This window comes from Parabacteroides sp. AF18-52, from assembly GCF_003479145.1.
Classification (GTDB): Bacteria; Bacteroidota; Bacteroidia; order Bacteroidales; family Tannerellaceae; genus Parabacteroides; species Parabacteroides faecis.
Genome location: NZ_QUGR01000001.1, coordinates 105,578 through 118,897, shown reverse-complemented (window position 1 = coordinate 118,897; position 13,320 = coordinate 105,578). Strand labels below are relative to the sequence as shown.

The 13,320-nt window shown below is 46.7% G+C and carries 9 protein-coding genes; 4 read left to right on the top strand and 5 right to left on the bottom strand.

What is annotated here, in order from left to right; translation table 11 throughout:
* Window positions 1-257: 257 nt before the first annotated feature.
* On the top strand, window positions 258-395 hold the full coding sequence (locus tag DWX23_RS24815; protein ID WP_158607030.1) for a hypothetical protein: 138 nt from the start codon (window positions 258-260) through the stop codon (window positions 393-395).
* 32 nt (window positions 396-427) lie between these two features.
* On the opposite strand, the gene DWX23_RS00430 is transcribed toward DWX23_RS24815, so the two are convergent.
* Entirely contained in the window at window positions 428-2,341 is a 1,914-nt protein-coding gene (locus tag DWX23_RS00430) for a UDP-N-acetylglucosamine 4,6-dehydratase family protein (RefSeq protein WP_122372996.1), read from the bottom strand.
* Window positions 2,342-3,031: 690 nt separating this feature from the next.
* Between DWX23_RS00430 and DWX23_RS00425 the strand changes: the two genes are divergently transcribed.
* The gene (locus DWX23_RS00425) at window positions 3,032-4,201 is read left to right on the top strand and encodes a mechanosensitive ion channel family protein (RefSeq protein ID WP_122372995.1); all 1,170 of its coding nucleotides are present in this window, start codon (window positions 3,032-3,034) and stop codon (window positions 4,199-4,201) included.
* A gap of 80 nt (window positions 4,202-4,281) precedes the next feature.
* Here the strand turns inward: DWX23_RS00425 and DWX23_RS00420 are convergent, their stop codons facing one another.
* The 3 genes from DWX23_RS00420 to DWX23_RS00410 form a co-directional block, all read right to left on the bottom strand.
* Window positions 4,282-5,052, bottom strand: coding sequence for a DNA-binding domain-containing protein (locus DWX23_RS00420; RefSeq protein ID WP_122372994.1), 771 nt, complete (start codon window positions 5,050-5,052; stop codon window positions 4,282-4,284).
* A 79-nt stretch (window positions 5,053-5,131) separates the two neighbouring features.
* Complete coding sequence (locus DWX23_RS00415; protein ID WP_122372993.1) at window positions 5,132-8,041, bottom strand: leucine-rich repeat protein; 2,910 nt, start codon at window positions 8,039-8,041, stop codon at window positions 5,132-5,134.
* A 165-nt stretch (window positions 8,042-8,206) separates the two neighbouring features.
* Entirely contained in the window at window positions 8,207-8,983 is a 777-nt protein-coding gene (locus DWX23_RS00410) for a DUF4469 domain-containing protein (protein WP_147382505.1), read from the bottom strand.
* Between the two features lie 162 nt (window positions 8,984-9,145).
* On the opposite strand from DWX23_RS00410, the gene DWX23_RS00405 reads away from it, so the two are divergent.
* Both DWX23_RS00405 and DWX23_RS00400 read left to right on the top strand, forming a co-directional pair.
* Complete coding sequence (locus DWX23_RS00405; protein WP_158607029.1) at window positions 9,146-10,306, top strand: AraC family transcriptional regulator; 1,161 nt, start codon at window positions 9,146-9,148, stop codon at window positions 10,304-10,306.
* 81 nt (window positions 10,307-10,387) lie between these two features.
* Window positions 10,388-11,659: a mechanosensitive ion channel family protein gene (locus DWX23_RS00400; protein ID WP_122372991.1), complete on the top strand. Its 1,272-nt coding sequence runs from the start codon at window positions 10,388-10,390 to the stop codon at window positions 11,657-11,659.
* A 42-nt stretch (window positions 11,660-11,701) separates the two neighbouring features.
* Here DWX23_RS00400 and DWX23_RS00395 read toward each other — a convergent pair whose 3' ends face one another.
* Window positions 11,702-13,315: an energy transducer TonB gene (locus DWX23_RS00395; RefSeq protein WP_122372990.1), complete on the bottom strand. Its 1,614-nt coding sequence runs from the start codon at window positions 13,313-13,315 to the stop codon at window positions 11,702-11,704.
* Between the last annotated feature and the right edge of the window lie 5 nt (window positions 13,316-13,320).

Sequence of the window (13,320 nt, the reverse complement as noted above, 5' to 3'; positions counted from 1 at the left end):
ACCAGATGCCTTAATATCACTATCATCAATTTTTCTTTTGATAGCACATCTCATATCGATATAATACATGTAAATTTATTATTTAGCTTTCTATAAGCTTATCTACATTGATGTAATATCGTGTACTTCTTGCCCAATGAAAATGACTGGTATTGTAAGTAACAACAGTCAAAGAGATTCCTTCCGAGTCCACCCCTTCTTGCTGATTCTAAAAGGGCGGCTGATAAACTGCCAACAGATAATCTATGTGGAGCAGAATGGCAAAGAGAGAAATAGAACATCTCCATTTATCTTTTGTGAACAATTGTATGACTCCCATCAATAAATTGGCTGCCAGTATCGACCAAATGGCCAAAGTCAGAAGAGATAGCCAGATACAAAATCCTTCAACATAACGTCCTCCGATAAAACAGAGAATGGATACTCTTTATTGTTGCTTATCCAACACTTCATATTCCGAATTCTTACTCTTAAACTCCGGAACAATCTCTTTCATCATCTTCACCGTCCCGATTTTATCAACACAGAGAGCCAGGTGAACCAATGGTTCCATTAAATTATTGATTTCATTGAAATCGTATTCGCGAACCTGGGCACGATAAATCTTTTCATTCGATGTCGGCAGCGTATTCTCCTTTATAGCCAGAAGTTCTTCATAGAGTTTCTCGCCCGGACGAAGACCTGTGTACTGGATTTCTATATCTTTATCAGGAACAAGACCTGCCAGTTCAATCATACGGCGTGCCAAATCGGCTATCTTTACAGGTGTTCCCATGTCGAATACGAATATCTCATTTCCCTTTCCCATAAAAGCGGCCTCCAACACCAGGCGACAGGCTTCCGGGATAGTCATGAAGTAACGGATAATATCGGGGTGAGTTACTGTCAGCGGACCTCCTTTTGCCAATTGTTCCCGGAAACGGGGAATAACCGAGCCATTACTTCCCAGGACATTTCCAAAACGAGTCGTGATAAAACGAGTCTTTCCGGGATGCAGTCCTCTACTGATCGCAGTACTTAGACTTTGAACATAGATCTCGGCCAGGCGCTTGGATGCCCCCATTACATTCGTTGGATTTACGGCTTTGTCAGTAGAGATCATGATGAATTTGTCTACCTCATATTTTACTGCCATATCAGCTACGTTGTGAGTACCATAGACGTTCGTGTGAATGGCTTCACAGGGGTTTTCCTCCATCAGAGGTACATGTTTGTAAGCGGCGGCATGGAAGACCAGCTGGGGATGAAAGCGGCTGAATACACTCTCGACACGATCGATCATACGAATATCTCCCATAACAGGCACGAACTGGACTTCGGGGAATTTTTCTTCCAGCTCCAGACGTATGTTGTGCATCGGTGTTTCCGCACTGTCGAATAAAACCAGTTGCTTTAAACCGAAATGACATAGCTGACGGCATAGTTCACTACCAATCGAACCGGCTGCTCCGGTTACCAAAACAACTTTTCCTTGAAGGGAGTTTGCGATTTCCTCCATATTTATATGGATTTCATCACGCCCCAATAGATCTTCGATACGTACGGCAAGGAGGTTATGCAATGTTTTGCTTCCTTCTCTGAGTTCGTCAATAGTCGGAAGCATCAGCATACGGACTTTCTTCTTTTCACAGTAACGGATTAGGCGTTCGCTTTCGGCTTTGATGGCCTGGAAGTCTGTGAAAAGAATGGCTTTGATATTTTTCCTGTTAACCAAACTGTTAAATTCGATCTGATCTCTAACGGAATAGACTTTATATCCGCCTATACGTAATGAGGATTTCTTGCCGAAACGAAGATATCCTTCAACCTGGTACATCAGCTTATCATTCAAGGAGGCTCCGAACAGGGCTGTTGTTCGATTTTCACTTCCGTAAATCAGAAGCTTGTCGCGATTGGATATATTCAGGACCAAATGATACAGTGTAATCAGTGTCACCCGGAAAAGGGTCAGCAGGAAGAAAGTTAAGAACAGATCGATCAGAGTTCCTAATAAGATATTACGGAAAGTCAGTTCGGTTGCCAGATAAGCAATAACCGGTATCAACAGCAATATCTTCAGGAAAGTGACCAGAAGGATGCGCCCAACCTCGGTGAAGGCAGAATGGCGAATAACACCTTTGTAACTCTTAAAACAAACAAAGCTAACGGCACTGCATAATGTAGAAGAAAACAGTGCTATGGCAAATATGTGTATCGAATAGTTAAAAGCTAAAACATAAGAGAGAAGCCCCAAAGAAATCAAAGTAGAGCAGCCGGAAAGGAACAAATCAATCAAGAAAATTATCCATTGATTAAAATACCTTAATTTGGAGAAATAACGAAACAGTGAAATAAACGTCATAGGATCAATTTTAATGGATAAAAAACGATTAATAATCAATAGTTTTAAAGTTATAAAATTTCGTTATTGCATATAACAAAGTACGTCAGTCACAGAGCAACTTACTGTAATATATATACTACTAAATTTCAAAATAGTCATTAAAAATCATAGTAATTTGGAGATTTATATTGTTAAATAATAATTTTCCAATGTTCCTATAAAAATGACTAGATTAATCGTTCCTTTTTTTACGTCATTTTATTTGTTACGAGACAAAAAAATGCATTTCTTATACTGTATGAATTATAAGGGATATAGAAAATACGCTATTGTTTGTTCTAACTTTTATTATAACTTTGCAGTGACTAAAAAAAAGGAACGTTTTTTCTAGTCATTTCGCTTTATTAACACACTAATATTCAATCATATATATAAATACACAGCTATCTAAAACAACAATCATACATTATACACATATTAACTAAAATATATAATCGATTATATCTAAAAATCTTACAGAATCCAATAGTCTCCATGGTTATTATTTAACACTTCGACTATATCAAATAATGTTTTTTCACGAAATAAGATCTCATTTTATGAATTAATTTTTGTTGTTAAGGTGTATGTGATTAATGTGAAAGTAGATTCTACAGGCACATTTCAAATTATAAATGTTATCTTTATAGAGAAATAGATATAAATAATATGGTGAACTTAGGTAGTTGGATGAACAAGATCCTCATTGGATGGGGAGTCGATCCAAAAATTGCAAACACTTTCGATGAGATTATCATTGCTGCATTACTGATTGTTTTAGCAGTCGGTATCGATTATCTATGTCAGTTCATTTTTGTGGGTAGTGTACGGAAATTGTCTGAAAAAAGCCATTACTTCTGGGATACATTACTGATCAAGCGAAGAGTAATACATAATCTGGTACATGCCATTCCCGGCATTCTGGTGTATGCATTACTTCCGATGGCTTTCATACGGGGAAAAGAACTATTGCTGCTTTCACAAAAAGTGTGTGCCGTCTATATTGTATTTGTATTACTATTGGCGATCAACGGATTTATCCTTGTGATAATGGATATATACAACCACAAGGAAGTAAATAAGAACCGGTCGATCAAAGGTTTTATACAAGTCTTCCAGGTGTTGGCATTCTTTATAGGCGGGATTGTTATTATTGCTATTCTGGTCGGAAAATCACCGGCAACCTTGTTTGCCGGACTGGGTGCTTCGGCTGCTATCCTGATGTTGGTATTTAAGGATACGATATTAGGATTTGTGGCAGGCATACAGCTTTCAGCCAACGATATGCTGCGGCCGGGCGACTGGATAACGGTACCGGGCTCGAATGCAAACGGTGTTGTACAGGAAATTACACTAAATACAGTCAAGATACAAAACTTTGATAACACAATTTCCACAATTCCCCCTTATACGCTGGTCAATAACTCTTTCCAGAACTGGCGGGGCATGGTCGAATCCGGGGGGCGGCGTGTGATGAAGTCTATCTTTCTCGATCTGAATACGATCAAATTCTGTACACCGGATATGCTGGACACTTTTCGTAAAGAAATTCCCCTGCTTGCCGATTATCAGCCGGACAAAGGTGTTACACCGACCAATTCTCAAATATTTCGTGTCTATGTGGAACGTTATCTGACCAGTTTGCCGGTGGTGAACACAGACCTCGACCTGATCATCAGCCAACTGCAGGCAACCGAATACGGAGTGCCGGTTCAGATCTACTTCTTCTCCCGTAATAAAATATGGAAAGAGTACGAACGTATCCAGTCGGATATTTTCGACCACTTCTTCGCCATGATTCCCCAGTTCGAACTGAAAGTGTATCAGTATTCAGAATAGTCTCCCCCTTCCAAAACGCAACAAGAGGCTTCCGCTCGCCCGGCGAAAACCTCTTGTTCGTGATTATTGATCTCCGGAGATCATTCTATTTCCGGACGGTCGCCACCACCACCATCCACTGTGAGCAACTTTTCATACTCGATGGTGCGGGGTTCCTTCAGCAAGGTTGTGCCGGAGGAGAAGGAGGTGACGATGCGCAGAGTGTACTGAGCCCCTTTCGTCAACGAATCGGGAACTTTCACTTCGACACATTTCGGATCGTTACGACGGATACGGTCAGCCACCTTCACCGGGTTGGCTCCGGTACTGTCGACAAAGAAAACACCGATCGCTTCGCCTTCGCCTGCCACACGCAGTTTGTCACCTTCGATGGTGATCACGTCGCCTGCCGTGATCGTGCCGTCGATAAAGCCTGTTGCACCGTCGGTCACCTTGTTGATAGAGGCACCGCTGTCTTTCACGCCGAGTATTTCGAGACCTACCTTCGCCAATGCTTCGCGCATTTTGGCCGAAAGGGTGATGTCGAGCGTCACTTTATGACGGGCCGGGTCGAACTGGTCTTTGGCAGTGATCCAGGAACCGGAGACACGGGGCGTGAACTGACAGTTGTCCGTCAGTACGCTGTATCCCTGCTGCACGGCTTCGCTGATGATGCGATCGTGCTGCTTGATGATCGACAGCATGGTGTCGTACTTGATTTCGCTGCCTTCCACAACGATACGGCGGGCGATGTCTTCGTTGCGCAAGGTGTTTTTCATGGTAGACACTTCGGCTGTATAGTCGTTGTCTACGTCTTTGGTCAGGAGGTTGAGCCGCAGCCAAACCTTCCAGAAAAATTCATAAACTGCCATAATGTTTGCTGTTTATTTAGATGAATAATTTCAGTGGCCGCCCTCACTCAGGAGGGCGGGTTAACTGTATTTCGGTTGTTTAGAGGATCACTTTAAAGGTCTTCCCTCCTACCTTTACAATATAGGCTCCTTCAGACAAAGGGATTTGAACATTGCCGGAGGAAACGCGGAGGCTTTTCACCAGCTGGCCATTGAAGCGGACGATCTGCACGTCTTCCGGGCCGGAGGTGGTGATCCGGATCACGCCGTCGCGGGCACTAACCGTTACACCGGCCTGCAGCCCTTCGTTGCCGACAGGAGAAGCGTTCTTCACAATGCCACTGATCGAGATCGTGAGGTCGGTGCTAACATACTTCACGATATAAGCTCCGTCGCTGCTGCGCGGTTCGAGGGTCTCGCCCCGGCTGGTGGTGACGACGGGTTGCGACTGGTTGTAGTCGGCATCGAGCGTGAGGTAGAAGCGGAAGCTGCTCCACTCCTCTACGGCATGATCACCGGCCGAGGGGTCGAGGGTAGCGCCTTCTACGGCAGGCAGGCTGACGTTGTAGTAGACGGGATCAGGCTCGGGGTCAGGGGCAGCGGCCTTAGTGACGGTGATGGGCTTGGTGAAAAGCGTCGTGGTGCCCACCGTGATGCCTACACGGTAAGTACCGGCGGCAGAAATGGTGACGGTGGAGGTAGTCGAACGCAATCCCAGCTCGGCTGCCTTCGACTGCGGCACGTCCTGCCAAACGTCGGCGGCATCCTTCTTTTGCAGGGTCAGGACGGGAGCGTTTCCTTCCGGAATGACGATCTGAATATTGATCGCAGAGGCATTTGCCGGAATCTCGGCGGTCGGCGTGGGCGGGTTATAACTGAGGATCGGTGTACCGCTGTTATCTACCACCTTGGTCACAGTACCTGTCTGGTCAGTGAAGGTGCCGTTGTTGTTCACGTAGATGCCGGTAACGGTCAGTTCTTTGGCGATCTCTTCGGTCAGGGTGAAGTCGACGCCGCTGCCGATGGTGAGCTTATCGGTCACTACTTTGTCGAAGAATACGTCGGCGGTTTCGAGAGTGATGTTACCGGCGGCGGTATGGCCATCCCCCTTGATCGTGGTATTGGGCCTGGAGATGGTCACCTCCTCGTCCGGGGTTGTGATCGTCACGGTGATGTCGGACATGGAGTTGATGTCGTGCGTCTTCCCGCCTTCAAACAGGTCGGTCGCGGCGTTCTGTAGCCGTGTCTCATCCATCCACGCCTGGTAGAACTTTCCCTGAGGGGCAAAGAGGGCATACGCCTTGCTGGTCCCGTCGGCGGCGAAGTCGAGGGAGACGACGGGCGTTACGTCCTCGTAGACCCGCACCGTTTTGCCGGCCTCCGGAGCGACATCAAACAGCAGCGTGAGCAGCTCGGGGGCCGTTCCCTCGTTGTTGAACTTCTCCGTGCCGACGGCCATGAACCGGACGTTGGGCGTCGGGCCCGGGGTTATCGTGCCCTGAGTTATGTTCCAGAAGCCACCCTTGACGGTGATATCCCCGTCGAGGGTCAGGGCACCGCTGTTAAACAGACCCGAATTATACCCTTCGATGGTGAGGGGTTGCTCGGCACGGATGGTCAGCGTGCCGCTGCTAGAGAAGGCGGCGCTCTTGTCCGGATTCTCTGTCACGATCCGCGATCCGACCGCCCCGGATACCAGCAGGGTAAAGCTCGCGTTGGAGTATGTGTTAAACATCGCGTTGATGGTTACCTCCCACAAGGTAAGCACCGGGAGAATGATGCCTTGCGGAGTCTTGTCGATCAGGATATTTGCCCCGTTGAATACGCCGGTCAGGGTTCCGGTAAAAGGGGTTGTGGTGGTTCCCGGATAGTCCGAGGTGGCGTACACCCATCCATCGGCCTCGGTGTAAGAGAGGAAGAGGTTGCTGCCGGGCTGGAACGCGGACAAGTCGAGGTCGGAATAGGTGTAACTGCCCGTCACCAAGGCTTTCAAGGCAGAGTCGGTGAGTTTGCTCTTGTAGGCCTCCACGCTCCTCCCGTCCACGACGATACTTGTCAGCTTGGGACAGTTACTGAAGGTCCCGTCGGCGAAGTCGTCAGGCGGGGTCTTGCTCTCGATCGCGACGGTCTCCAGCAGGGGGCAGTCGCTGAACATCCCAGCCATGGAGGATACGTCTCCCTGGATCGTCGCCTTCTTCAGCTTCCGGGCAGAACTGAAGATATTGCTGCCAAGCGTGATGACATGAGCCGGGAGGATCACCTCCTCCAAAGTGAGGTTCGAGAAGAAGGCCTGGTTCTGGATCTCCGTCACCCCTTCCGGTACGGTATACTGGCCTTCGTAGATAACCACATTTTCCGGATAATACAGTAAGGTGGTCTTGTCTTTGTTGAAGAGGACGTTCTGATACTCGGCGAAGTAGGGATTATCGAGCGCCACCGAGAGGCTTTTGATAGAGGAACCCCTGAAGGCCTCGATATAGGTGACGTTATCGCTCTTGAGGCTCTTTACGCTTGCCGGGAGCGCTAGTCTTTTCAGCTCGACGCAACCGTCGAAGGCATCGGCCCCGATGCTTTCCAACCCCTCCCACAACTCCACTTTCTCAAGTTTGTTGCAGCCTATGAACGCGTTTTGGCCCAATTGTTTCAAGGAGGCCGGAAGGCTCACTTCTACCAGGCTGATGCAACCCTCGAAGGCATTCGCCCCGATGGTTTCGATTTTGTCCCATAGGACCTCGGTCAGGTTGACGCAACCTTTGAAGGTATTGGCTCCGATGACGGTTACATTGTCCTGTATATATACCGTCTCCACCTGTGGCAGGATCGCCTGGTTATCCTGCAGGCTGGTCGCATCGTTGTCCAGAATGTGTAGAACCTTGCCGTCCAGCGACCATCCGGTTCCGCTGGCTTCCTGAGCCGCGGTTCGTGCGGGCAGGAGCATGAGTAGCATCATCAGGATGCTGAGGCCTACGCCAAGTAAGCGGTATAGGCGGGTTGTTGTCTTTTCTTTCATACGCTTTAAAATGTTAGTTATTATTCTTTTATATATGGTTGTTATTATTCTTGATTCATGTTCTTTATAAGTATTGCATCAGCTGCTGCGAGATATCTGCATCAGTTGTTGCGACGTCTTTGCATCAACTGCTGCGAGGGTATCGCAACGGGTGATGCAATGTTGCTATTCTTCTGCTCTCAGATTTCCGAGGCTGCAAATCTCGCGGCATTCGTTGAGAGTTACACCTCCCGACCCGGTGTAGCGTGTGCGGATAATCGCCGTGTAGCTTCCCGGAGGCAGGTCGGCAGGGACGCGGGCAACGACCTCGGAGGGCATGTTGCGGGTCAGGCGGCGGCTGACGCGGTATTCGGCCTGCGTGGAAGTGTTGCGGAAGAAAACGCCTGCGTCGGCATCGTCGGTGGTCACTTTCAGTTTTTCGCCTTCCAACACCACGTCGTCGCCGCGAGTGATGAAGCCGTCGGTGCGTCCGGTGGCGGCATCGGTGATGCGGGTGATGCTGAGGGAGTCTGTCCGGTAACGGTTGTCGACGATCTCGACGCCTATCTGCCGGAGCATTCTGCGCATGAGGGGCGTGAGGCGGAGGGCAACGGAGCAGGTGTGCGTCTGGGGGTCGAAGGGCTCGGTGGTCGTATTCCAGAGGCCTTGTATGCTGGGGGTGAACTGGCAGTTTTCGGTCAGCACGCGGTTGCCGAGCGTCAGTTCGTGGCGGATACGTTGTTCGTAGCGTGCGATAATGTCGCTGATGGTTTCTGCTTTGATCTCACATCCGTCGGAAAGGATGCCACGAACGATGTCGTCGTTGCGCAGCGTGTTTTTGCCGGACAGGACTTGCGCAATGTAACCCGTTTTGCCTTCTTTGCCGAAGGGGGTGGGACGAAAATGCATTTTCCAATAGTGAATGAAGTTTGTCATATGATCGTTCTTGTTGTCGTTGTTCACGTACCACCGTTCAATGCTGGGGTGATAACCGTATCAAAAATAGGGAAGCGGACGCGACGGCAAGTTGTCAAAACGTAAAACACCATGAATTTTGATGTTTAGACAACAATAATGATAGGAATGCCATGGGTTTTGATTAGTTTTGCGGCAAACATAAAACAGATGCCTCTACAGATTTCACATTATTTGTTGTTAACGCTTCTCTCGTCGGTTGTAATCATGGCCTACGGCTTTCAGCTGTTGCTGAATGTTCCGGGAGAAAAAGACCTCACGGTCTACTGCTTTTCACGGCGTGTACTGGCGGCTGCCTATCTGAGCCTGGCGTCGTTGGGCATCCTCGAAATATTCCTTCAGAACGAGACGTCCGAAGGGGCGGTGGTCAGTTCCTTTACGCTGGTGATCGCTGGGTTTCAGGCGTTTCTTTTCACCTTTGCACTGATTGCGCTGATACGTCCCGATTATATTACCCGCCGCCTGCTGGGGGTGCATTTCGGGGTGATAACGTTGGTTTCTGCCGTATTGCTTATCAGTTTGTTCGGTTTCGGGGGGATGGTTCATACCGTGATATTCCGGCTGTGTCTGGTGGGATACGTGGGGCAGTTGGTTTGGTATGTGCGTAAATTCCGGCAGATTTACGGGGAAGGTATCCGCCGGTTGTCAGACTTCTACGCCGAAGACGAGGACAGACGACTCCACTGGATCAACCGGTGTTTCTACATGGCATTGACAATCGGCATCCTGGCGCTTGTCGGGGCTTTTATGCGTTCGTTCTACTATCATTTTTTTATACCTTTATATACGGTGTTTTATGTCTACTTTGCTGTGAAGTACTGTAATTACGTGCCGGTTTTCTATTATGTGCTGCGTGGTATAGCGTTGCCCTCTCCTGCTCTATCGGTGGAGATGGGTGATACGGAAGACATCGGCATCATGCCGGAAGTGGTTATGGATACGGCAGAGAAAAATCCTTCGAATGTGGTGGCAGCATTCAATAATAAGCAGTTTACAGAAAGGCTTCAACAATGGATCGAAGACAAGAAATATCTCGAAACGGGCAAGAACCTGAGTGATGTGGCGGAAGAGCTGGGCACCAACCGCAGTTATTTCTCCCGTTACCTGAATACGCATGAGGAATGCGATTTCCGCAACTGGCGTAGTAGACTCAGGATAGAAGAAGCCAGTCGGCTTCTTCTGATTTATCCGGATAAATCAGTATCGGGTATCGCTGAAATGGTGGGCTTTTCAGACCGCAGTAATTTTCATAGGCAGTTCACCACCATCATCGGGATGTCGCCGCAAAACTATCGCAAAAACAGGGAGTAAAACAACATTACCATTTTCATATTGAACTTTTATTCATTAGTTTTGTATTGTATTTATAGGAAATATCTAAACGAAACATGTATGAGTGAATTACAACAATGGATTAACAGTTACTTGATTAAATGGGGTTTAGTACGCGACTCGGCTAATATCTGGGATAACCTGATCGTATTACTTCTCGTTATAGCAGTAACTGTCGGTATCGATTATACCTGCCGGTATATTTTTCTGGGATTATTCAAACGCTTCGCCAAAAGAACCAAAAACCAGTGGGACGATCTGATCGTGGAACGGAAGATCATCAACAAGCTGATGCACCTGATTCCGGCCATTCTGGTTTATATCATGCTCCCGCTGGCACTTCCAAGGGCTGAAATGCCAACATTACTCGGCATCCTTCAAATGATTTGCAGTATCTATATCGTAGCTGTCATATTGCGTTTTATCAATGCGGCATTAAATCTGCTCCTCGAAATATACAACCGGAAAGAAGCCTTCAAGAATAAGCCGTTGAAAGGGTTTGTACAAATCATTCAGGTGCTTGTGTTCTTTGTCGGGTTCATCATTATCATCAGTATCCTGATTGGAAAATCACCGGCTACACTATTTGCCGGATTGGGAGCTTCGGCTGCTATCCTGATGTTGGTTTTTAAAGATACGATACTTGGTTTTGTTGCCGGTATCCAGTTATCTGCCAATGACATGCTCCGTCCGGGTGACTGGATCACAATGACTAAATACGGGGCCGACGGAACCGTGATAGAAGTAACGCTGAATTCGATCAAAGTACGTAATTTCGATAATACGATCACTATGATACCACCCTATGCGCTCGTCAGCGACTCTTTCCAAAACTGGCGGGGCATGCAGGAATCAGGCGGGCGACGTGTCAAACGTTCGATCAATATCGATATGAACAGCGTACGTTTCTGTACACCGGAAATGCTTGATAAATTCCGTAAAATATCCTTACTGACCGAATATATCGATACTAAGCAACAAGAACTGGAAAGATATAACAAAGAACATAATATAGACGGCTCCATCAAAGTGAACGGGCGCCGTCAAACCAATCTCGGTGTTTTCCGTGCTTATCTGGTAAATTATCTGAAAAGCAACCCTGATGTGAACAAGGATCTGACGTGTATGGTACGCCAATTGCAACCGACAGAAAAGGGAATACCGATGGAGTTATATTTCTTTGCAGCAACAACTGTCTGGATTCCTTACGAAGGCATTCAGTCTGATGTATTCGATCATATTCTGGCTGTTTTACCGGAATTCGATTTACAGGTTTTCCAGGAAGTGTCAGGTTCGGATCTGCGTCATTTGAGGATTGAAACTGTTAACTAAGCATAAACAAAAAGGGACTTTTATGTAAGTCCCTTTTTTATATCAATCAATTTCTATAAAATTCTTTTGTACAATTTCGTAGTAAGCGAATGGAGGCTTAACATATTCCTCACCGCCTTCTGCCTCTTTCAAGGCTTCTGCTTCATAGTCTATTTTCCAATAACGATTATATTGGGTTGTGACATAGATCGGTTCAAAATCATTATCATCTTCTTTAAAGAATAACATTGCATGTTCACCGGCAACCGGTTCGCATTCTTTCGGTAAAGTCAGCCACGCTCTGATCTGCGCTTTAAGCTCACTATCATCAAAATAAACCAGATGATCCATCAACTCAATAAAAAGCTCCCAGCTGATATCATACGGGAAAGTCAATGCAAACACTTGTTTCCCCATCGGATGGATACGAATGATCGCATCATATCGACGGCTATTATATATGTCGGTAAATACACGTAACAGCTGTTCCACATCAGCTTCCTCCAGTCCGGCAACGATCACTATTTTATCATTGCTGACAGATATATTAGGACGTAAAGCCGGATCTGGCTTTGCATCTTTTTTCCGGAACTTATTCCGCAAATAAAGAATCAATACGATAATTATAGCTAAAAAGAACAGGTACGTTTTGAGCGGCAACTTCTTACTGCTTTTTTTCGTATTTTGCACCACTTTTATTCCGTCGTCATTCAGATTGAAAGTAACAGGAATAACTTTCTCATCAGCAATATTCTCTCCGTTACGTGTAGCCGGTATCCATTTTCCGCTTGTCAAACCTACCAAACGGATCGCTTCATCATTCAGCAACGGCTCCGAACCAAGAAAAACATGCGGATCGGTAACCGAACCGTCAGGCTCTACCGTACAAGCAATAAGGACAGTTCCACTCACCTCTTCCCTGATGGCCTTTTCCGGATATTCCATGTTCTGCCGGATAAACCAAAATTGTGCGGACGATCCACCGATATATTCAGGAAAAGTGCGGTCGGAACCCTCGGAACGGTCGATCGGGCTATAGACACCTTCATTCGTTTTTAACAAATAAGTAAGCATATATTGATCGTCATTCGCACGACTGAAACTCATGGAACGGTAACCCAATTTAGGTACATTATTTATCTGCTTTCCGTCATTATCCGGAGGCAACAATACGACATCCATCATTCCCACTTTTATTCTGGAGAAACGCAGACCATTCAATACATGCAGATAAAGAGACTGGCAAGCCATTTCTTCTCCCGATTCACCAGTCTTCCGGACACTTTCAAACCGATACTCCCAGGCGATAGAGACCGTATTTTTATAATCATCAGCAAAAGAATAAATCAGACTGATCCTGGCACCGCCTAGCAAAGGAATAGGCTCGGTTATAAGCCCTTTCAGTTTGGGATTATCGGGTGTAAAAGCCGTAAGCTTTCCTTTATCCGTTCCAAAACGAGTCAGTTTATTGACCGGAAAAACAGATTCCAGACGGAACAGAGAAATATCCTTATCATTTGGTTTGGGTTCCTCAATGATCAGACTATCCAGATAAGGTCTGACTTCCTGCCGTAAGCGAAGTTGCTCTTCCGGTAAATTGTTTTGTTGCGCCTTTACTCCTGATATTCCGCTGATAAAAACAGTCAGGAGTAGATATAAAATCGGGGTGGCTTTCATGATTA

What these genes read in the sequence shown, in the direction of transcription:
- DWX23_RS00420 (WP_122372994.1), bottom strand. Translation starts at nt 5,052, where the DNA reads ATGGCAGTTTATGAATTTTTCTGGAAGGTTTGGCTGCGGCTCAACCTC.
- DWX23_RS00425 (WP_122372995.1), top strand. Translation starts at nt 3,032, where the DNA reads ATGGTGAACTTAGGTAGTTGGATGAACAAGATCCTCATTGGATGGGGA.
- DWX23_RS00415 (WP_122372993.1), bottom strand. Translation starts at nt 8,041, where the DNA reads ATGAAAGAAAAGACAACAACCCGCCTATACCGCTTACTTGGCGTAGGC.
- DWX23_RS00400 (WP_122372991.1), top strand. Translation starts at nt 10,388, where the DNA reads ATGAGTGAATTACAACAATGGATTAACAGTTACTTGATTAAATGGGGT.
- DWX23_RS00430 (WP_122372996.1), bottom strand. Translation starts at nt 2,341, where the DNA reads ATGACGTTTATTTCACTGTTTCGTTATTTCTCCAAATTAAGGTATTTT.
- DWX23_RS24815 (WP_158607030.1), top strand. Translation starts at nt 258, where the DNA reads ATGGCAAAGAGAGAAATAGAACATCTCCATTTATCTTTTGTGAACAAT.
- DWX23_RS00405 (WP_158607029.1), top strand. Translation starts at nt 9,146, where the DNA reads ATGCCTCTACAGATTTCACATTATTTGTTGTTAACGCTTCTCTCGTCG.
- DWX23_RS00395 (WP_122372990.1), bottom strand. Translation starts at nt 13,315, where the DNA reads ATGAAAGCCACCCCGATTTTATATCTACTCCTGACTGTTTTTATCAGC.